15 protein-coding genes are annotated in these 22,076 nt (G+C 50.6%); 9 read left to right on the top strand and 6 right to left on the bottom strand.

The annotated features are described in order from the left end of the window. The coding region (locus GQS10_RS12360) for an energy-coupling factor transporter transmembrane component T family protein (RefSeq protein ID WP_166242554.1) at nt 1–953 on the top strand (953 nt) is incomplete at its 5' end. Between the two features lie 115 nt (nt 954–1,068). Here GQS10_RS12360 and GQS10_RS12365 read toward each other — a convergent pair. After that, nucleotides 1,069–1,533: a hypothetical protein gene (locus GQS10_RS12365; protein WP_166242556.1), complete on the bottom strand. Its 465-nt coding sequence runs from the start codon at nt 1,531–1,533 to the stop codon at nt 1,069–1,071. A gap of 1,370 nt (nt 1,534–2,903) precedes the next feature. On the opposite strand from GQS10_RS12365, the gene GQS10_RS12370 reads away from it, so the two are divergent. After that, entirely contained in the window at nt 2,904–4,403 is a 1,500-nt protein-coding gene (locus GQS10_RS12370) for an IMP dehydrogenase (RefSeq protein WP_166242557.1), read from the top strand. 124 nt (nt 4,404–4,527) lie between these two features. Here the strand turns inward: GQS10_RS12370 and GQS10_RS12375 are convergent, their stop codons facing one another. Both GQS10_RS12375 and GQS10_RS12380 read right to left on the bottom strand, forming a co-directional pair. Continuing rightward, nucleotides 4,528–5,847 (bottom strand): pectate lyase family protein, encoded by a 1,320-nt coding sequence (locus tag GQS10_RS12375; RefSeq protein ID WP_243735134.1) that lies wholly within the window; start codon nt 5,845–5,847, stop codon nt 4,528–4,530. 300 nt (nt 5,848–6,147) lie between these two features. Beyond that, the gene (locus tag GQS10_RS12380; protein WP_243735135.1) at nt 6,148–7,467 is read right to left on the bottom strand and encodes a pectate lyase family protein; all 1,320 of its coding nucleotides are present in this window, start codon (nt 7,465–7,467) and stop codon (nt 6,148–6,150) included. 273 nt (nt 7,468–7,740) lie between these two features. Between GQS10_RS12380 and GQS10_RS12385 the strand changes: the two genes are divergently transcribed. The 6 genes from GQS10_RS12385 to mmsB all read left to right on the top strand — a co-directional run bounded on the left by GQS10_RS12385 (nt 7,741) and on the right by mmsB (nt 17,374). Next, nucleotides 7,741–8,748 carry a substrate-binding domain-containing protein gene (locus GQS10_RS12385; protein ID WP_166242580.1) on the top strand — a complete coding sequence of 336 codons (1,008 nt, stop codon included), beginning with the start codon at nt 7,741–7,743 and terminating at the stop codon, nt 8,746–8,748. A gap of 24 nt (nt 8,749–8,772) precedes the next feature. After that, complete coding sequence (locus tag GQS10_RS12390; protein WP_243735136.1) at nt 8,773–10,674, top strand: cache domain-containing sensor histidine kinase; 1,902 nt, start codon at nt 8,773–8,775, stop codon at nt 10,672–10,674. Between the two features lie 52 nt (nt 10,675–10,726). Continuing rightward, nucleotides 10,727–11,962, top strand: a complete 1,236-nt coding sequence (locus GQS10_RS12395) for a response regulator (protein ID WP_166242582.1) — start codon at nt 10,727–10,729, stop codon at nt 11,960–11,962. Nucleotides 11,963–13,510: 1,548 nt separating this feature from the next. After that, the gene (gene chvE, locus GQS10_RS12400) at nt 13,511–14,590 is read left to right on the top strand and encodes a multiple monosaccharide ABC transporter substrate-binding protein (RefSeq protein WP_166242584.1); all 1,080 of its coding nucleotides are present in this window, start codon (nt 13,511–13,513) and stop codon (nt 14,588–14,590) included. A gap of 86 nt (nt 14,591–14,676) precedes the next feature. Beyond that, on the top strand, nt 14,677–16,233 hold the full coding sequence (mmsA, locus tag GQS10_RS12405) for a multiple monosaccharide ABC transporter ATP-binding protein (RefSeq protein ID WP_166242586.1): 1,557 nt from the start codon (nt 14,677–14,679) through the stop codon (nt 16,231–16,233). Further along, nucleotides 16,217–17,374: a multiple monosaccharide ABC transporter permease gene (mmsB, locus tag GQS10_RS12410; RefSeq protein WP_166242588.1), complete on the top strand. Its 1,158-nt coding sequence runs from the start codon at nt 16,217–16,219 to the stop codon at nt 17,372–17,374. The genes mmsA and mmsB overlap by 17 nt, the downstream gene beginning before the upstream one ends. Before the next feature lie 172 nt (nt 17,375–17,546). Here the strand turns inward: mmsB and GQS10_RS12415 are convergent, their stop codons facing one another. After that, nucleotides 17,547–19,067, bottom strand: coding sequence for a sensor domain-containing diguanylate cyclase (locus tag GQS10_RS12415; protein WP_166242597.1), 1,521 nt, complete (start codon nt 19,065–19,067; stop codon nt 17,547–17,549). A 250-nt stretch (nt 19,068–19,317) separates the two neighbouring features. Between GQS10_RS12415 and GQS10_RS12420 the strand changes: the two genes are divergently transcribed. Next, nucleotides 19,318–20,148 carry an imm11 family protein gene (locus GQS10_RS12420; protein WP_166242599.1) on the top strand — a complete coding sequence of 277 codons (831 nt, stop codon included), beginning with the start codon at nt 19,318–19,320 and terminating at the stop codon, nt 20,146–20,148. 238 nt (nt 20,149–20,386) lie between these two features. Here GQS10_RS12420 and GQS10_RS12425 read toward each other — a convergent pair whose 3' ends face one another. Next, nucleotides 20,387–21,256, bottom strand: coding sequence for an SDR family oxidoreductase (locus tag GQS10_RS12425; protein WP_166242601.1), 870 nt, complete (start codon nt 21,254–21,256; stop codon nt 20,387–20,389). 89 nt (nt 21,257–21,345) lie between these two features. Next, nucleotides 21,346–21,789: an Rrf2 family transcriptional regulator gene (locus tag GQS10_RS12430; RefSeq protein ID WP_166242861.1), complete on the bottom strand. Its 444-nt coding sequence runs from the start codon at nt 21,787–21,789 to the stop codon at nt 21,346–21,348. Nucleotides 21,790–22,076 lie beyond the last annotated feature (287 nt).

The following is a 22,076-nucleotide window of genomic DNA, read 5'->3' on the forward strand; positions in this document are numbered from 1 at the left end:
AAGGCGCAGCCGCAGCGCTGGCAGGCGCGGGCGCGGAAGGCGCAGCCCCGGCGGTGGCAGGCACGAGCGCGGAAGGCGCAGCCGCGGCGCTGGCAGGCGCGGGCGCGGAGAGCGCAGCCCCGGCGGTGGCGCGCGCGGGCGCGGAAGGCGCAGCCGCAGCGGTGGCAGGCGCGAGCGCGGAGTGCGCAGCCGCAGAGGCGTCGCGACGAGCGCAATTCATCCAATCGCTCGACCCGCGGGCGCAGTGGATCTTTTACATGCTCTTCTCAGCAGGCATACTTATCCAAAATGACTGGCTGGGCCTTGCAGCCGGTGCGGTGGCTACGGCGTTACTCGGCTTCGCTGTTCATATTCCAGTTCACCCGCGGATTCCTTTTGTCATTCCGTTTAGTGTGCTCATCGTGATTTCCTGTCTCTTGTCTGGACTTCATATCGGAGCAAAGGGAAGTCTTAGCTTTGATGATGTGCCAGCGCTGGAAACCTTGTTTCGTCTGCTCCCGATTTTGCTAGTAATGGCAGTCGGGGGGTGGTACGCCGCAGCTTCCAGCTTTACCAAAGTAAATAAAGCGCTGCAGCAAACACTCGCTTTCTTTTCGCGGTTCAAGCTGCCTGTCGAAGCAATCTCCTTGTCCGCCTCACTCCTGCTTCGATTCTTACCGCTTATCATAAAAGAAACCAAACGCTTTGTACGGATAGCTAAAGCAAGAGGGAAGGACGCATTTACCGGCAAAAGAATCCGGCTCCGCCATCTCCCGGCGATGCTGATCCCGATGATAATTTCGCTCCTCCAGCTAGCTTCAGAAATATCACTTGCCCTTCAGGCGAGAGGCTACAATCAGGTCACGAGTGTTCCCCTCGTTCGCAGCAAGCTTCGAATGTCACGAAACGATTGGCTGGTCGCGGCTGCTGGGATCACAGTGTTCGCTGCATTTTACGCGATAAGGATGCTCTAGCAGCAACACTCTATCCAGTCATGCTCCAACGCTTAATCAATACAAAAGGTCTGTTTCAAGTACAGTTCGTACCGAAACAGACCTTTTTCCCATATCAATACGCTGGCTCTTACATTTACCGGATAAGATGCTGGAGCTCGGCCGACTGCTGCATGGTTAACTTTTTTAACAGGTGGGATTGCGAAATATAGAGCTCGGCAAAACCATTCGTAAACCAAACCTCGATCTCATTGTAAATGGATTGTTGCGCTCCGTTCGTTGGGTCGACGACAAGCCTGTAATCAGGAAATGTGCCCGTTTCTCGTTTTACCTTTTCCCAGCTGTCCATTATCATTAACCTTTGCAGCTCATCAAGAGCGGCTTTGTCGGTAATGATTCTTCGCTGCTCGTACTTATTCTCATTGCCTACACGTTGAAAAACGGTCAACTGAATCCAAGCTGGATCTGTTGTGATTTCCGCAGTGGAAAGAGCAGCAAACCCTTCTGGGGCTGGGTTCCCTTCCCTAGGCGGAGCCTGACAAGCAGTGTGCAGCATCAGTAAAAGAACTAGAAAAACGAGTACCATCCATCGGCAGCGCATAATATCCTCCCAACAAGAGATTGGCGTCAAAAAAGAAGACTGAACTGACTGTGACTCATAGAAAAATGCCACGAGATAAGTCCAACAGATAACACAAGATTGAAAACGCGCTATGGGGGAGAGCGATCTTTTTAAATACTGGATAAAAAAGTAAAATAACTATCTTAACTATACGACAACCTTTTGTTTTAAACAAATCAGACGATCTGCGTTCTCAGAAACAAAATCAAATGCAATCCCATATTCACAAACAACCGTTAACATCTGCCGAGGAACTCTCTATTAACCAGTGAAAAATACATATTAGCCGGACAGCACACTTCAAGCCCAGAAGTACAAATCAGCAAATAACAACCACCCAAGCAGAAACCTCTCCTCCTAAGCAGAAACCCAGTCACATACGCAGAATACCTAACCTCTTAAGTAGAAACCGAGTCACTTAAGCAGAATACCCGCCCTCCTAAGTAGAACACTCTCCACCTTAGCAGAATACCCGCCTCCTAAGTAGAACACTCTCCACCTTAGCAGGATACCTAGCCACCTAAGCAGAATAACCAGTATCCTAAGCAGAATACCCTTCTTCTTAAGTAGAACACCCAGTCTTTTAGCAGATCCACCCAGTCACCTAAGCAGAAAACCTGTCTCCTAAGCAGAACACTCATCCTCTTAAGCAGAATAACCTTCTTCTTAAGCAGAATAACCTTCTTCTTAAGCAGAATACCCTTCTTCTTAAGCAAGATACCCTAGTAATACAAATTATTTGTATTGTTTTCTCAATGCATCCATTTGGCAGCCGAAATAATCACAATTATTTGTATTGTTTTCGATAAAAAGCAAGTAGAGGGCCGAATCGTCCAAACTAATACAAATCATTTGTATTATTGTCGATAAAAATGGCGCCGCTCGACGATTAATCACAATTATTTGTATTAGTGGTGGTGGCATTGGTTGTTTGCCAGGCGGGCTGAGTGAGTTGCGAGAAGGTGGGCCGCTCCGCCCCTCAAGCGGGGTATCCGGTCCCTAGGCCTCCCCCACCGGTCCTTGCCTCGCCTCGAGCGCTGACAAAGAGCCGGCCCCGGGGCCTCCAGCCCCTGTCCCTGGTCTCGCCTAGAGTGCCGGCAAACAGCCAGCCCAGGGGCCTCGGCCCCCTAGGTGTGGCCACCGGCCCCGGCACGCCCCAAGCGCTGCCGCGCATGCGGGGTCACGCCCCTTCGGAAGGCGGCGGAGCCCCCAAAAAAGCGGGACCACTCCGCCCGAACGGGTGCTCCGCATCGAACAAACAAATAATTTGTCGTTGATTGTTGCGGGGGCATATGTTATCATTTTGAAAATTTATTTCGTAGAATAGATTACTAGGAGGGGATTGAAACGTGGCTTATTATTATATGGAACCGTCACGCACATTCAGCGAGTTTTTGCTGCTGCCGAACTTGACGACGAAGGAATGCACACCGTCAAACGTTTCGCTGAAGACGCCGATCGTCAAGTATAAACGGGGGGAAGAACCGGCAATTTCGCTCAATATTCCGTTTTCATCGGCGGTCATGCAGTCGGTTTCCGACGACAAAATGGCAGTCGCTTTGGCGCGCTGCGGCGGTATTTCGTTTATTTTCGGCTCGCAGTCGGTGGAAGATCAAGCGGAAATGGTTCGTAAAGCGAAGGGTTACAAGGCGGGCTTTGTCGTCAGCCGTTCCAACCTGACGCCGGAACATACGCTTAGCGACGTGCTGGACCTGAAGGAGAAAACCGGCCACTCGACGGTGGCGATTACGGATAACGGCACGCCGAACGGTAAGCTGCTCGGTATTGTAACCAGCAGGGATTATCGTCTTAGCCGCGACCCCCTTACAAAGAAGGTCAGCGAATTCATGACTCCGTTCGCGTCGCTGATTTACGGCAAATCCGGGATTAATCTTTCGGAAGCGAACGACTTGATTTGGGAGCACAAGCTGAACTGCCTGCCGATCGTGGACGAGCAGCAGTGCCTGGAATATCTCGTATTTCGTAAAGATTACGATGCGCATAAGGAAAACCCTCTCGAGCTGCTCGACGCAAACAAAAGCTACATCGTCGGCGCGGGCATCAATACGAAGGACTACATGGAACGGGTGCCTGCTTTGGTGGAAGCGGGAGTAGATGTCCTTGTTATTGACTCCTCGGACGGTTATACCGAGTACCAGCGTGAAACGATTGAGTACGTGAAGGCGAATTTTAATGTCAAAATCGGCGCCGGCAACGTAGTCGACCGTGAGGGCTTCATGTATCTCGTGGAATCGGGCGCAGACTTCGTAAAGGTGGGTATCGGCGGCGGCTCTATCTGCATTACACGCGAGCAGAAAGGGATTGGTCGCGGACAAGCCTCGGCGATCATGGAAGTCGCTGCGGAAAGAGACCGCTACTACCAGGAAACCGGTATTTACGTGCCGATCTGCTCTGACGGCGGTATCGTTCATGATTACCACATTACGCTTGCGCTGGCGATGGGCGCGGACTTCGTAATGATGGGCCGTTACTTTGCACGCTTCGACGAAAGCCCGACCCGCAAGCTGAAGGTGGGCAATAACTTCGTGAAGGAGTTCTGGGGCGAAGGCTCGAATCGCGCACGCAACTGGCAGCGGTATGACACCGGCGGTAAGCAGGGACTCGTATTCGAAGAAGGCGTAGACTCGTATGTTCCTTATGCGGGCAGCCTGCGTGAAAACCTGGATAAGACGCTGAGCAAAATCCGCTCGACGATGTGCAACTGCGGTGCGATCAGCATTCCGGAGCTGCAAAGTAAAGCGAGAATTACGCTTGTGTCGGCGACCAGCCTTGTTGAAGGCGGCGCACATGACGTGATTTTGAAGGAAAGCAGCCTGTCGGCGGAGTAATTGAAAAGATTAAGCTCATGCAAAAAAGCTTCCCAAGCGACGATTTCGCTTAAGGGAAGCTTTTTTAATTGATCATTTATTAACCGTTAACTTCTGATCTGCCTGTCATTTCTGCAAGGTCTAATTACTTCAGCTGACCTGCGCCGGCTTTCATTTTCACGAGGCCGATCAAGGAATGCGCACGGTCAAGCTTGCCGCGAAGGGTTGGCGTCCAGCCTACATTTTCGTTTAGCTGCAGCTCGTTGTTTGCATTGAACTCTTGAACGAGATCTACATAGCCTTTTCTCGAAGGCGTTACAACGTAGCTGTTATTTTCGTAAATGGAAGTACCTTTATAATCGTTAATGATACGGGATTTATCGGCTTCGAAATCGAAAACAAACATGTTGTTTTCCGCGTAAATTTTCGACTTGTAGCCTACGCCCAGCGCGTAGCTGAAGTCATACTCGGACGCATCGTTAAACTCGTACAGGTTGTTGTAAACATGCACTTCGCCGAAACGAACACGCGGCAGACGCTGGCTTACATTTTTATAGTAGTTGTGGTGCAGGGTAACCTTCAAATGGCCATCGTCCACCTTACTGCTGTCGCTGGAGCCAATGATGGATGTCTTGTCATGGTCTTGGAACACGTTGTAGGAAATCGTAACGTAGTCGGCCGCATTTTTCACATCCAACAATCCGTCATGCTGCTGGAACTCTTTACCGAAGTAGGAGCCCGTCGAGCTGTCCGGCGTATCGCCATCACCGAAGGTGTTGTGGTCTACCCAAACATGGGTGGAGTTCTCAATGGTCAAACCGTCATACTCGGAGTTCCAAGCGCCGGTGTCACCGTCAGTCGGATCCCATTGCGGGAAGTAATCGAGCGGTGCGACAAACTCAATGTTACGGATAATAACGTTATCTACATTCTTCACAAGGAACGCACCGCCAACGATTTTGGCATCGTCACCTTTGCCGATCAGCGTCGTGTTGGAGCCGATGTTGATGACGATATGCTTCTTCTGGTTGCCGGAAGAGCGTTTACGAGCATCCTCAAGCGGTCCCTCGACTTCTTTCTCGTAACCCCAAACCTCAGGAGAATATGCCGCTAAATACTGGTCAAAATCAAATTCCGGGTCCTTGTAATCGTCGCGTCCCAGCGTTTTTCCGCTGTCGTCGGTGTTAATATCGATCGTTCCCTCAACATAAATAATTTTATGGGAATCGTTTTCCCGGTTAGTCGAATTGTCCCCACCCAGTGCTTTAATAAGCTCCGCACGGTTCGTTACCGTGAAAACCTGATTCTCTTCTGCTGCCGAGCCTCCTGTCGTTCCAGTGGAGTAAGCCGCCCAGCCGTCATTTTCCGCAAGTACCTCGCGCCCGAGATCCGCTTTGCCATACACAGGTGTAACCGATAGACCTACAGCACAGCTAAGTAAAACAACAAGTGCTTTCCGTTTCAATTGAAAGACCCCTTTGCAGTAAGATGTAATACAGGACAATGCACACGTTTGCAAAGTCTTCTGTTGTCTTCCTATTAAACGACATTTTGAAAACGCTGTCAAGCACAAAACTTGGTAACTGGTCATTTTCGAAAGAGTATGTTGAAGAGGGAGCGGCATCTTGTAAAATGCACAGCAGCAAGGCGGGAAAAGGTTATGGCTATAAAAAAATGCACCCCATCAATAGAAGGAAATCTACCGATAGGGCGCACATTAGATTAATGGATAGACAGTGCTACAACGCTGCTGCCGCAGTGCCGATTATTTCAGTTCACCCGCGCCGGCCTTTGTCTTGACTTGGCCGATTAATGATTGCGCCGGATCGATTTTGCCGTGGAGCGTCGGCTCCCAGCCTACATTTTCATCCAGCTGCAATTCATTGTTTGCATTAAACTCCGCGATGAGATCGACAAAGCCTCTGGAAGATGGGGTGACAACGTAGTTATTCTCTTCGTAAATGGAAGTGCCTTTGTAATCATTGAGAATGCGGGATTTATCCGCTTCAAAGTCAAACATAAACATGTTGTTTTCCGCATAAATTTTGGATTTGTAGCCGACACCGAGCGCATAGCTGAAATCGTACTCGGAGGACTCATCGAATTCGTACAGGTTGTTGGACACGTGAACCTCGCCGTAACGAACGCGCGGCAGACGCTGGCTGACGTTCTTGTAGTAGTTATGGTGCAGCGTTACCTTCAGATGGCCCTCGTCAGCCTTCCTGCTGTCACTGGAGCCGATGATCGAAGTCTTGTCGTGATCCTGGAATACGTTGTAGGACACGGTCACGTAGTTGGCTTCATTTTTAATGTCGAGGAGCCCGTCATGCTGCTGGAACTCCTTCCCGAAATAGGAGCCAGTCGTGCTGTCTGTTGTGTCCCCGTCGCCAAAGGTGTTGTGGTCCACCCACACATGTGTGGAGTTTTCGATCGTCATGCCGTCGTATTCGGAGTTCCACGCACCGGTGCTGCCGTCTGTCGGATCCCACTGCGGGAAATAGTCGAGCGGAGCGACAAACTCAATGTTGCGGATAATGACGTTGTTCACGTTTTTCACGAGGAAAGCGCCGCCGATAATTTTGGCATCGTCGCCCTTACCGATCAGCGTCGTGTTTGAACCGATGTTAATCACGATATGCTTTTTCTGGTTGTCGGAGGAGCGGTCGCGGGCATCTTCTAGCGGACCTTCTACCTCTCTGTCATAACCCCATACTTCTGGAGAGTACGCCGCTAAATATTGGTCAAAATCGAATGCAGGATCCTTATAATCGTCCGGCCCTAACGGGTTGCCATTGTCATCCGTGTTGATATCGATCGTGCCTTCGATGTAAATAATTTTTGGAGTGTCGTTGTTCCGGTTCGTCGCATTGTCGCCGCCCAGTGCTTGAATAAGCTCCGCACGGTTTCTCGCTGTGAAGACTTGGCTTTCCTGCGCAGCCGATCCTCCTGTCGTTCCGGTGGAATAGGAAGCCCAGCCGTCGTTCTTGGCGAGCACCTCGCGGCCGAGATCTGCCTTACCGTAGGCTGGAGTGACGGAGAGACCAACAAGACAGCTAAGTAAAACAACAAATGCTTTCCGGTTCAAATGAATGTCCCCTTTGCAGTTGGTTTTCAGCAGCCGAAGTCCTGCACACGTTTGCAGGTTCTGGTGCCGTGGTTCCATTAAACATTAAATTTGAAAGCGCTGTCAATAGTGAAGGGTGTCGAAAAAGCATAAGTTTTTCCCCGAATTTCGCAGAGTTTCTGCGGATGGGTGATTCCCAATTGCAGGAAGAAACGTTATGATGGTAGGCAACAGATTAGATAGGAAGCGCTTTCAATGGTGGCGCAGTTTTTTGCTGAAACAGGGGGATTTTTGATGAAAAAAATTTTATTTGTTTATGTAACGCTAGCGGCCTGCTTTCTTTTGTATTTTTTTCAATATCACTTTCGAGATCACAGTGACGATGCGTGGAGCCAACAGGGGCTGCGCGGAGAAATTGAAGAAAAGTATGTTATGGTCACGTTCCAGTCCGGGATCGATTATTGGAAAAGCTGCCTGAAGGGCTTTGAGGATGCGGCCCAGGCGCTCAATGTGTCCATAGAATACCGGGGAGCGACGCAGTATGACGTGCATGAGCAGATTACGGTATTAGAGCAAATCATAGCGAAAAAACCGGCGGGCATTGCGATTTCAGCGATTAATCCCGGTGCCCTGACCGATACGATCGACAAGGCCGTTGAGGCAGGCATACCTGTCGTCCTGTTTGATTCCGGCGCACCCGAAAGCAATGCCTATTCTTTTCTGGCCACCGACAATTATAATGCGGGCGTGAAGGCCGCGCATGAAATGGCCTCTTTATTAGGAGGCAGCGGGAAGACGGCCGTCTTGACGCTTCCAAATCAGCAAAATCATCAGGAGCGGACACGAGGCTATCTCGACACCGTTCGGAAGCATTATCCCGAGCTTAAGGTAGTAGCCGTCAAGGATGGCAAAGGAGATTCGCTGCAGTCCAAGCTGACGGCTATCGAAATCGCATCCGAGCATCCGGATGTAGACGGGATTTTTGCGACAGAAGCAAACGGCGGGGTAGGCGTAGGGGAAGCGGTGCAGCTGCTGCCTGCCGATGAGCGCTATAAAATTATTAGCTTCGATACGGATAAGGGGACGCTTGATTTAGTGAAAAACGGGGTGATTTCCGCGACACTCGCGCAGGGGACATGGAATATGGGGTATTGGTCGCTGCAGTTTTTGTTTCATTTGCATCACGGAATTTCGCAATCCGGCGGAGGCGGCTTTTCCGGCGATACGCCGCTGCCGAGGTACGTGGACACGGGAATTACCGTGGTGACCAGAGCGAATGTCGAGCATTACTATGCCAAATAGTGCGGCAGCAGGCGGGTGGACAAGATGAATGAACGAAGAAGGCTTGAAATGAACAACCTGCCGATCCGGTTTAAGCTGATCATCCATTTTTTGCTGGTCAGCATTCTTCCGTCGATTGTGCTGGCGGTGTTTGTATCCTATACGGTGGATCGGATTATTGAAAAGCAGGTAAACGAACATACCCTTCAACTGATCGGGAAGGTAAATAAATCATTGGAGTTTTACGCAGGCAATATGCAAAACATTTCGTACTTTATTAGCTTTAACCCGGAGGTGGAGCGGTTTTTGGCGGAAGAAAGCCTGCCTGAAGCAGCCGACCCGCAAGCGGACATGCCGAACCGCTATGAGCTGCGCCGGTTTTTGCAGGGCTTTACGACCTTATACCCTGAGGTGGCAGGCATTCTTGTGCTCAATGCTAACGGTGATTATGTTAGCAACGAGCTGTACGCAAGATCGGCCAAAAAGCTGACCGATGAGGACTGGTATCGCGAAGCAGTAGAGAACAAGGGGATTTTCAAAATTTTAGGCCATCCGAACGGGAGAAATATTACCTCGCATGTGAACTACAAGGACGAGGAAGTCATTTCGGTCGTTCGGGCGATCGTAGAGCCGGAAACGCAGCGCGTGAAAGGGGTAGTGCTGATCGATCTGAAGCTTCGCGTCATCGCAGAAACCGCTAAGGATGTTCGGCTCGGCAAAACAGGCTTTTTGATGGTGCTGGATCAAGCGGGAGAGTTCATTTATACCCCGTCGCATTCGGTGGTAAGTAAAATATCGAGCGAGTGGTTTGCGGACGGAAGCTCAGGAACCTTTTCCAAACAGGTTGAAGGAAGAAAGCTGCAGTTCATTTACCGCAAATCTCCATTTACGAATTGGACGACGGTAGGGGTATTTTCTACGGTGGAGTCGGTGCCTGAAGTGCGGGAAATCCGCTTCTACGTCGTCAGCTTTGTGTTTTTCGTCTGCATGATCGGAATTGCGGTTTCCTTCTACTTGTCGTACTCGATCTCGCGGCCGATCGGCCAGTTAATGTCGTTTATGAAAAAGGCGGAATCCGGCGACCTGACCATCCGTTATATCGGCAAGCGCTTTGACGAAATCGGGCAGCTCGGGAGAAGTTTTAACAAAATGCTGGCGCAGATCAACAAGCTGCTGTTCCAGACCGAGCAGCAGGAACGGCAAAAGCGGGAGGCGGAGTTGAAGAGTCTGCAGGCGCATATTAAGCCGCATTTTTTATATAATACGCTGGATACGATTCATTGGATGGCTCGGAAAAAGGGCGCTGATGACGTTGCAGAGGTGGTGGAAGCATTGTCCCGCCTATTCCGTCTGGGGCTCAGCCGAGGGCAGGACCGCATTCCGATCATGGATGAAATCGAGCATATTCGCAGCTACCTGCAAATTCAAAAAACAAGATATAAAGATAAGCTGAATTATTCGCTCGCGGTTGATCCGAAGGTGCAGGATTCGTTTGTTTTGAAGCTGGTGCTGCAGCCGGTTGTGGAAAATGCTATTTATCACGGAATCAAGGAGCGGCGCGGTCCGGGACATATTGATATCGAGGCGTTTACCGAGGGGGACATATTGGTGCTTCGGGTGCAGGACGATGGAGCGGGGATGTCGGAGGAGAAGCTTGCAGGGCTGCGAGCATGCTTGGTCAAGGCCAGCGAGCCTCCGGAAAGGCTGAGGTATGGAGGAGGCTTTGCGGAAGGCTCGGGAGCTTTGGTTTCTTCGGGAGCTTCTGGAGATCCGCGATTGCCGGAAGCGGGGGGTGGCTACGGTCTCGGAAATGTACAGCAGCGGATTCAGCTTGTTCACGGGGAGGCGTATGGCTTGACCGTCGAAAGTGAGGCTGGAAAAGGCACCGTGGTCACCATCACACTTCCCTTATTAAAGGATATTCGGTATGCAAACGGAGAGCGTTGAGACACAGTTGAGCTTTTAAAAAGAGAACTTTGGGACTATGGGAGAGGATATGATGTCTATGCGATGGAAGGTGTTGATTGCCGATGATGAGCCAATCATTCGGGAAGGCATACGCGATGCAGTCGACTGGGATGCCCTTCAGATGGAGGTTGTCGCCGAAGCGGAGGATGGGGAAGAAGCGCTGGAGCTTGCGGTCCGGCATGGCGTCCATGTCCTGCTGGTCGATTTGAACATGCCGATCATGAACGGGATGACATTGATCAAGCATGTGCGCGAGCAAAATGACCAATGCCGCATTGTCATCATCACGGGGCATGATGAGTTTGCTTATGCGCAGGAGGCGATTCGGCTGCATGTGGACGATTATATTTTGAAGCCGGCGAACCCTGCCCAGCTGCAGCAGGTGCTTGGGCAAATCCGCAGGCAGCTGGAGGAGACGATAAGCCAGGAGCAGCACGCGGCGCTGGCCTCCAAGCAGCTGTCGAAGAATATTCCGCTGCTGCGGGAAAGGTTTTGCTTGGAGTGGCTGGAGGGGGCACTGCAAGCGGAGGAAATCGCTGAGCAGCAGCGGTTTTTGCAGCTCCCTTCCGGCGCTCCGTCCGGCATTGCGGTCATTCGCTGGCCGGAGGCAAGGGCGGTGCAGCCGCTATATAGCGAGAAGGACCGGGAGCTGCTGCTGTACGCGATTGAAAATATCGTATCGGAGCTGCTTGCGGGTCAGACGAGTATTATAGTGCGGGACGCCCATCAGCTGGTTGTAGTTATCCTTTGGTCGGAGGTGGCGGAGGAAGTATGGGAGAAGCTGGAGCAGGCGGTTCAAGCCTTCCTCAAGCTTACCGTATTTGTCGGGTTTGAGCGGCTCGCGGGAGAGCGGGATAAGCTTGCGGATGCGTACTGCTCTTGTAAGGCGTCGGTCTACAAGGAGACGCCCTTGTCACCTATGGTTCGCCGGGCCCGGCAGCTGCTGCAGGAAAAATACGCGGACCGCGGGCTAACGCTTGAGTCGCTCGCCGAGGCGCTTCAGGTATCGCCGGTCTATTTAAGCCGGACGATGAAGCAGGAGCTTGGCGTGAGCTTTGTCGCTTTGCTGACGCAGCTGCGCATCCGCAAAGCGATCCAGCTTTTGAACGCCACGGAGCTGCCGATCGTGGAGATTGCGGCGCGTGTCGGTTATGACACGCAGCATTATTTCAGCACCGCCTTCAAGAAGGCGGTGGGGGTTTCGCCAGCGCAATACCGCAAGGGCGCGGCCTTTGCTGGCGGAAGCGGGTTGGATCGAGAGGGCTGAGAGCGAGCCCTCACCCAAGCAGGCCGGCTGAGCCCATCACCCAAGCAGGCCGGCCGGGCCCGTCACGCATACAGGCCGGCTGTGACCGTCACGCATACAGGCCGGCCGAGCCGTCACGCATACAGGCCGGTCGAGCCGCCTCAACCGGAGGGTCGATCTTGTTATGGCGGGGCCCTCAAACAGGGGGGGCGGCCCGATTAATCACAATTATTTGTATTATTTTCTCAGGAGGGTGATTTTCTAGCCGAATAATCACAAAAATTTGTATTATTTACGCTGCGGAAGAGAGAATCGGGCTGATACAGACCTATTAATCACAATTATTTGTATTAATAACCGCGTCAAGGGGGCGGGTGATCAAAATAATACAAATAATTGTGATTATTTCTGTGTGGTAGCGAGGGTTGGCGACCGAGCGAGCAATCTATCGAGCAGGCGGCCGTGCTTCCGACCATAATTTGTCATATCTCTAGAGCACAGTAAGCCCATGGCCCCCCACTAACCCACCAACCGAAGCTAGCCCCTAGGTACCAGCACCGACCCAGCACTTGAACAAACTATGATATTTCCCGATTTTCCCCGTATACGCCACCCCTAAGTTACTTCAAACCATCTTCCAACCCCAGTACCCGCCTCCGAAACCGATGATAGGCACAGTAACCCCGTGGCCCCCCGCTAACCCACCAACCGAAGCTAGCCCCTAGGTACCAGCACCGACCCAGCACTTGAACAAATTATGATTTTGCTCGATTTCCCCATATACGAACACCCTAAGCTACTTCAAACCACCTTCCAACCCCAGCACCCGCCTCCGAAACGATGATTGGCAAAGAAATCCCGTGGCCCCGCTAAACCACCAAACGAATCCAGCCCCTAGGTGCCCCCCGCTAACCCTTCAACCGAAGCCGAGCACAGGTACCAGCACCGACCCAGCACTTGAACAAATTATGATATTGCTCGATTTTCCCCGTATACGCCCCCTCTAAGTTACTTCAACCCATCTTCTAACCCCAGCACCCGCTCCGAAACCAATGATAGGCTTCGTAAATCCCGCCCCCTGCTAACCCACCAATCGAATCCAGCCCCTCCGTACCAGTACCGACCCAGCACTTGAACAAATTATGATCTTTCTCGATTTCCCCGTATACGCCACCCCTTAGTTACTTCAAACCATCTTCCGAACCCTAGCATCCGCCCCCGAAACGAATGAGCACAATCATTCCCGCGGCCCCCACTCCCCGAATGCTTGCACCAATGCTTGCACCAATGCTCCAATCATCCTAGCCAAGAATCCCCCGATCGCGAGACCGCAATCCCAGTACGATCGCCCAGTACCACATCGCCCCCCAAGAGCCCCCTCACCAAGAAGGTTAAAAATTTATAAATTTTGTTCCCTTTTTTAAAAAGACGCCTCCTCAGCCCCTCCGCTATACTAAATCTGCACCAAGGAAATAAAACGCTTACAAATCTAAATGGTGAACAACTCAACGCCAAATGAAACGCCAAATGTAACACCCAAAGAAAAGCCAATACGAGAGGGGTAAAAAAATGAGAAAAACAGCAGCACTCACATTGATGCTCGCACTGTTGGTCGCGCTTGTCGCGGCTTGCGGCGGCGGGTCGGGCAGCGGCGGCAAAAATGGCAAGGTCGGCATCTCCATGCCGACGAAATCGTCGGAGCGCTGGGTGAACGACGGAGCAAACATGGTTAAAGAATTCGAAGCGCTCGGTTACGGAACAGATCTGCAGTATGCAGAGGACGTAGTGGAGAACCAAGTGTCTCAAATCGAGAACATGATTACCAAAGGCGTGAACGTGCTGGTCATTGCGCCGATTGACGGCGAAGCGCTGACCAACGTGCTCGACAAAGCGAAAAAAGCGAAAATCCCGGTCATTTCCTATGACCGTCTAATCAAGAAAAGCGATCATGTAAGCTATTACGCCACATTCGATAACTTTAAAGTCGGCGTACTGCAGGGCTCTTACATCGAAGAGAAGCTTGGCCTGAAGGAAGGCAAAGGCCCGTTCAACATCGAGCTGTTCGCTGGATCGCCTGACGACAACAACGCGTACTTCTTCTTTGACGGCGCCATGTCCGTGCTGAAGCCGTACATCGATTCCAAAAAGCTGGTGGTCCGCAGCGGACAAACGAACTTCGACCAAGCGGCAACGCTTCGTTGGGACGGCGCAGCAGCGCAGGCAAGGATGGATAACCTGCTGAGCGCAAAGTACACCGCTGAAAAGATTGATGCCGTCCTTTCCCCATACGATGGCATCAGCATCGGGATCCTTTCTTCCCTTAAAGGCGTAGGCTACGGCTCGGCCTCCAAGCCGATGCCGGTCGTAACGGGCCAGGACGCGGAGCTTGCCTCCATTAAGTCGATCATTGCCGGGGAGCAAACCCAGACCGTGTTTAAGGATACCCGCGAGCTTGCGAAAAAAGCGGTAGCCATGGCTGACAGCGTGCTGAAAGGCAAGGAAGTTGAAGTCAACGATACCAAAACCTACGACAACGGGGTGAAGGTGGTTCCTTCTTATCTGCTCGAGCCGGTATCTGTAGACGTCAAAAACTACGAGAAGGTGCTGGTCGAGAGCGGTTACTACACGAAGGATCAGCTGGCAAAATAAAACGAACATAGCAGGACGCAGCGGCGGCGCCGGCAGTGCGACGGCCGCCGCTGCGTCTTTGTATTCCATAAAGAGGCGGTGACCCTATGGCTGAAACTGAACCTTTGCTGGAGATGAGGGGAATTACAAAGACCTTTCCGGGCGTCAAGGCGCTGGAAAATGTCAATCTCAAAGTGACCCAAGGCGAAATCCATGCCTTAATGGGGGAGAACGGAGCGGGCAAATCGACCCTTATGAAGGTGCTTAGCGGCGTCTATCCGCACGGTACATATGAGGGCGAAATCCGCTTTGAGGGCCAAGTATGCGAATTCAAGGATATTAAACAGAGCGAAGAGCTCGGTATCGTAATTATTCACCAGGAGCTGGCGCTGATCCCGTATTTATCGATCGCCGAAAACATTTTCCTCGGCAACGAACGGGCACGCAGCGGCGTGATCAATTGGAATGAAACGATCAGCAGGACGAAGGAGCTGCTGCGTAAGGTCGGACTGACCGAGCAGCCCAACACGCTGATCACCAGTCTCGGTGTAGGCAAGCAGCAGCTGGTCGAAATTGCCAAGGCACTGTCCAAACGGGTGAAGCTGCTCATTCTCGATGAGCCGACGGCAGCCCTCAATGAAGAGGACAGCGAGAATTTATTAAGGCTGCTGGTGGAGTTCAAGAAGCAGGGCATCTCCTCGATCCTCATTTCCCATAAGCTGAACGAAATTTCCAAAGTAGCCGATTCGATCACGATTCTGCGCGATGGGAAAACAATCGAAACCCTGCATACAGATCAGGATCCCATCACCGAGGATCGGATTATTAAAGGGATGGTTGGCCGCGATTTAACGCAGCGGTACCCGCCAAGAACACCTAAGATTGGTCAGACGCTGCTTGAGGTGCGGAATTGGACCGTGCATCATCCCGAGCAGAAAGACCGCAAGGTGATCAACAATGTAAGCTTCCACATTCGCAAAGGAGAGGTTGTCGGCATTGCCGGACTGATGGGTTCGGGGCGCACGGAGCTTGCGATGAGCATTTTCGGTAAATCGTACGGTCAAAGCATCAGCGGCCAGCTCATGAAGGATGGCAAGGAGCTGCGCTTAAACAGCATATCCGACGCTATCGAAAACGGGATCGCCTACGTAACCGAGGACCGTAAACACTACGGGCTCATCCTGATGGACGATATTAAGCGCAATATTTCACTGGCCAGCTTAAGCAAGCTTTCAAGACGCGGCGTCGTCAATGACAACCAGGAAATCGTGGAGGCAGAAAGCTTCCGTAAAAAAATGAACATCAAGACCCCAAGCATTTTACAAAAGACGGGCAACCTCAGCGGAGGCAATCAGCAGAAGGTCGTGCTCAGCAAATGGATTTTGTCCGGGCCGGATGTGCTGATTTTGGATGAACCGACGCGCGGCATTGATGTCGGCGCAAAGTACGAGATTTACAGCATCATTAACCAGCTTGCGAACGAGGGAAAAGGAATTTTAATCATTTCCTCGGAGCTTCCGGAAATTCTCGGGATGTGCGACCGCATTTACATTATGAACGAGGGCGAGCTGACCGGGGAGCTGAGCCGGGAGGAAGCTTCACAGGAAAAAATCGCGAAATACATGACGGGAGCAAAGGGGGCCGCACATGGGCACGGTCGTTAATCTGTTTAAAAGCAACATCCGCCAGTACGGCATGATCGTTGCATTAGTACTCATCGTTCTTTTATTCCAGTTTTTAACCGAAGGCATCCTGCTGAAGCCGCTGAACTTAACCAATTTGATTTTGCAAAATAGCTATATTCTTATTCTGGCAATCGGCATGGTTTTAGTTATTATTACCGGGCATATCGACTTGTCGGTCGGTTCGGTTGCCGCGTTTGTCGGCGCCGTTGCCGCAATAATGATTGTGCAGTGGCAGCTGCCTTGGTTTGCAGCGGTCATTTTGGCCCTGCTTCTCGGTGCTTTGATCGGTGCATGGCAGGGGTACTGGGTTGCTTATGTAAAAATTCCTTCTTTCATCGTGACCTTGGCCGGGATGCTGCTGTTTCGGGGCTTGACCATGGTCGTGCTGGAAGGGCAGTCGATCGCTCCGTTTCCGGAAGGCTTCCAGAGCATGGCTTCGGGCTTCATTCCTAACATTGGCAGCTCCGAATTTCATGTGGCCTCACTGCTGATCGGAGCGGTGCTGTCGGCGTTGTTTATTTTTAACGAGCTGAGAACACGCCGGACACAGCTTTCTTACGGCTTCGAGGTGCTTCCTCAAGGCTTGCTGTGGATAAAAATGGTGGCTATTACCGTTGTCATTATGTTATTCACGTACGTGCTGGCTTCGTATGAAGGGATCCCAAACATTTTGGTCATGCTGTTTTTCCTTGTCCTACTGTACTCCTTTGTAACGAACCGTACCGTAGCGGGTCGCCACGTTTATGCGATTGGCGGCAATGAGAAAGCGGCACGATTGTCCGGGGTGAAAACGCCGCGCGTGACCTTTTGGGTGTTCGTGAACATGGGCGTGCTAGCGGCATTGTCCGGGCTTGTGTTTGCGGCTCGTCTGAATGCGGCGACACCGAAGGCCGGCGTGAACTTCGAGCTGGACGCAATTGCGGCCTGCTTTATTGGCGGAGCTTCCGCTTCCGGCGGGATCGGGACCGTCGTTGGGGCAATCATCGGCGGTCTGGTTATGGGCGTCATGAACAACGGGATGTCGCTCATTGGCCTTGGCATTGACTGGCAGCAGGGGATCAAGGGCTTAGTGCTCCTGCTTGCGGTCGGGTTTGACATTTATAATAAGAACAAGTCGTAAAGGCTGAAGTTAAATTCCAATTCATGAGGGTGTTTGGATTCCAGAAATACTGGAGGTTTATGGTATAACGATTCATTAAGGAAAGCTCTGAAGTGAAAAAAGGCGGTAGTCCGAGACTGGGAAAAGGTCATGGACTGCCGCTATTTTCATGGGTACACCAGAGGTTGTTTCATTACTGGATGGGGATCGTGTAGAAAGCCCACTGGTTTTTCCCGCCTTTTTTTGCTTCATACATCGCGATATCTGCGTTCTTTAGCAGCTCGTCGAGTGTGTTTCCATCCTGCGGGTACAGACTAATTCCTATACTAGCCGAAATGCGTACAGGCTGTGATGGAATGGTGTACATTTCGCCGAACTTCGCAATGATGGCGTTGGCTAACGCGATGATATCTGCATGTTGATGATAACGTACAAGAATGACGAATTCGTCGCCGCCGTATCTGGCAGCAAGTCCGTCCACCTTTGCTAGGACAGGTGCCAACCGATTGGCGACAGTTTGCAGCAGAACATCTCCAGCCTCGTGTCCGAGGGTATCGTTAATCCTCTTAAACCCGTCTAGATCGAAAAATAAGAGGGCCAGGGATGAGTGTGCTTCGATCCTTTTCCTAAACTCCTCCTCCAGCAAATACCGGTTGGGAAGCAGCGTTAAGTGATCGTAGTAGGCGAGCTTTGTTACTTCGTTATGCTTCTCCTCCAGAGATTGCAGCATCATGTTGATCGAGTTTTCTAAAGTAGTGAGTTCATCTCGATATTTCGTAGATGTTCGGATTCTTTCACTGACGTTCTTTTCGTTCTGAATCCGATTCAGCTGCAGGGACATCCTGTACACCCTCGAAAGAATGAACCGATCCAATAACAAGAGGATAAACAATATGAAAAAGAGGCCTATGAGCACCAATAAAAACCCGAGCTGCTTGATGCTCTCTTTTTTCTCAAGATAGAAATGTCTTTGTCCAATAAAACTCATTTCGTAGGTGTACTGATTCATATAATCCTTGAGTGTGAGAGATCCTTTTATTTCTGTCTCGCTAACAGGTTCGGCTGCGACAGCCCAAGCATCTGTTGTGGAGTTCGAATCCTTCTCCTGAAAATGGAGGGTAAGCGACAGCTCCTTGGCGGTTGTAGAAAGATATTTAGAATCAATAAACCTTCCCATGATGATCGTCCCTGCGGAAGGGCCTTCGCCAATGCTTGTATATACGGAATGAAGTGAGGCCATGCTCAGCCCGTTACTTGTTTGGACAAGAAGTGCTTCGTTTAATTCCACATAACTTTGAGCTATAGGCAGGAAAGTCTCGTAAAAAGCACGCTCCAGATGTAATTCCTTATGCTGGTGAAGATCATAACCTTGCTGATACACCAGCTCATTTTTTGCATTTAAATAGATGATAAAGCTGACTTGATTATTTTCAAAGGTTTCACTTAGAAGATTAACCTCCACATAATCCGGCTTCGCACCGAGTAAAAAATAATAAGTATCGTCCCAAACCGCCCAGTCCCTATTTGTTCTGCTGAGCCCTTGCAGATCGGACTCCATATTATTTTTGATAAGTTCTGCATCCTTAAGAGTATTGTTGTCGTCCAAAAGCTTGGATTCTCTCAGAAGAATTGGACCGGCAGTCCCAAAAAGTAGAAGTAAAAATAAAATCATAGTGATAGAGACAACTAGAAATGCTTTCATTCTCAGCTTCATGATCTATCTTGCCTCTCTTAAGAAGATATGTTGTTGATAGCTGTATTCTCCCCATCATAGCATGAATAGTATTTCAAATCTTTAGAGAATTGGACTCTTTGTATATATAAAATGTGTGTTTTGGAAGCGGGTGGAAAGGGAGGGGATTATCATTCGAGAGGGAATCTATTATATATATCGCTCGAAGTGAAAAGAATTCATGGAGGGTAAACTGCACGTGGAAATTAAATAGAATGGAGGAGGATGTACAATGAAGGTCTGGAAATGGGACTATGAATCCGATAAATATGATTCGTTCACTATTCCCGACACTGGTAAAGTTATGGATCAATATTTTGACCCTTATTTTAACGGAACATGGATTGGGGACAAATGGGGAGAAATACAATTTGAAACCTATCGCTCTCGCAAAGCTTGCGACTGTACGGGGATTGGTAGCAACATACCAATCTTTAGTGGCCGAGCAGTCCAAACGCTAGCACAATTATTGAATCCTAATGTTGAATTGCTGCCTTTGCAACATCCGACTAAACGTTATTTTGCCGTTAACGTTACTCGGATCGTTGATGGGTTGGATTACGAAAAATCAGTTGTGGAGTATGCCGAGGGACTTCCCGGTGTGATTAAGGAAGCTAGTCGGTTTGAGTTTAAAATAGACGCTATAAAGGAGTATCCCATTTTTAAAATTCCAGAATTCAAAAATCGGCGAGTATTTGTGACTGACATTTTTAAAGATGCGGTTGAAGCAAACGGACTAAAAGGATTCGCTTTTGAGCTATTGTGGGATTCCGAGGAAAGCCGGGCAACAGAAGCAGAGCTGGAACGGCAGTATCAAGAACAGTTAGCTGCAATAGAGCGTAACAAAGGAGAGGAATTCACCTTCGAGGTGGCTCGAAAAAAGATGGAAGCCGGGGAAGGGATCGCAAGTGGGGAATGGAGGCTGCAAAAGGCAGATGATGGAACAGTAAGGCTTGGCAGCTTACAGGCAAACGGCAGTTACAACTGGATTCAGCCGATCTATTATCCACCGGTTCTTCTAGATCTGAAGTGGCATGTAGTCAATAAACTGCCTATAGAGTAGAAAGAAGCCAGATGCCGAGGGATGTCGTACTAGTGTGCTGAAATTGCTGCGGGATCTATGATAAAGAAAAACCGACGATCCTTCGTTGAGCTGGAGCCTAAATCGTAGAGAGCATCTACATTGTAAAGGCGGAGCTCAACTGCTGGAAGTCGGTTTTTCCATCTTGAAAGGTATTTTGATTTTGAGGTGCTGGAATTTAGCGTGCTTTCTTTTAGCTCGATTTAAAGTCCATAATTGTTTACGCGTTTTTCAACCCGTCCACGATTTGGCGTAATGCTTCAACGATTGGCGTTGTCGGCCGGCCGAGCAGCTTTTCAAAGTCATTGCTTTCGATTTCCAGTGCGCCTTCGCGAATGCCGCTCTGGATCGCGACCAGAATCGGAACGACAAAGTCGGGTACCCCTGCGCCCTTCATGATTTCGGCATACGCCGCGTCATCGACCTGCTGCACGACAACTTCCTTGCCGAGCACTTGGCCAAGCGCTTGCGCCAGCTCTTCCTGCGTAAGAAGCGGGCCGGAAAGCTCGTAAACGGTGTTGTCGTGTCCTTCTCCCGCCAGTACAGCCGCTGCTGCTTCCGCATAATCCTGCTGCGCGGCCCAGCCCACCTTACCGGAGCCGGCTGATGTCACCCAAGGGGCCCCCGCCATCACACCTTGAATGCTGCCGGTTTCATTTTCCAAGTACCAGTTGTTCCGCAGGAAGGAGTAAGGTATGCCGGTTTTCACAATCGCTTCTTCCGTCGAGCGGTGCACCGGAGCAAGGAATAAGGGGCTCTCGCTTGCATGACCGATGCTCGTATAAGCAATGAATGCAACTCCGGCCTGCTGCGCCGCAGCTACGGCATTCGAGTGCTGGCGAATTCTCGTATCGTTGTCGCCATCCGCAGAGATGATCAGGATGCGGTCGATCCCGGCGAAAGCCGAGCTGAGCGTGTCCGGATGGTCAAAATCCCCCTGCCGAACCTCAATCCCCCGCGCCCGGAACGCTTCCGCTTTCTCCGGATTACGGACGCTGACGACCAGCTGATCCGCAGGCACCGTTGTCAGCAGCTTTTCTACAACCTTCGTGCCCAGCTTCCCTGTTGCTCCTGTAACTAGCATTTTCATCGTATCATCCTCCAATATGTAATGGTCAGTGTTGTAACATATGTGGTTACAACGGTGGTATAAAATAAAAGCTCCGGAAGAGCTCTCATTTATTGAAATTTATCAGTAAGCTCACTTAGCGCTGTTTGCGCGAGCCGCTGCTCCATGGCCGCCTGCGCTTCGTTCATCTCCGATTGAAGCACGGTCTCAATATTGCGCCCGACGAGACAGCGTTCATTAGGCTCCTCGTGCATGCGGAACAATTGATCACCCTCGATCACATTTACCGCCCGGTAAATATCGAGAAGTGTAATTTGCTCCGGGCTCCGCCGTAACGAAGCACCACCGACACCTGGCCGCACCTCGATGAGTCCGGCCTTCTTCAGCATCCCCATAATTCGCCGGATGACAACCGGGTTCGTATTGACGCTGCCCGCGATGTAATCACCGGTGCATTCGGCAGTAGGACTAACGGCAACTAGGGACAGGATGTGGACGGCCATGGAAAAGCGTGTGCTGATCTGCTTCAAGTGTATCACCACCGTTGTAACCATTGTAGTTACTTCCAAAGTGGATGTCAAATGGAATCCATGAGCGATGATTAGCCGTTCGGATGATTCAGCGAATTCATCAATGAAATAAACATCCACAAAAGAAAAAATGGAATAAGACAAGCAACGATTATGCCAATCACAACAGCCTTACTTGAGAATTTTTGTTTCATGGGATGCTCCCTCCACCTGCGGTTTTTTATTTTAGACGGAAATGCGGGGGAAAAGGTTCATAAATAAACCAAAGAAAATAATTCCAAAAGAGCTGTTGACATAGGGGTGGGGGGTAT

Origin of the sequence: Paenibacillus turpanensis, assembly GCF_011421635.1 — a bacterium.
Classification (GTDB): Bacteria; Bacillota; Bacilli; order Paenibacillales; family YIM-B00363; genus Paenibacillus_AK; species Paenibacillus_AK turpanensis.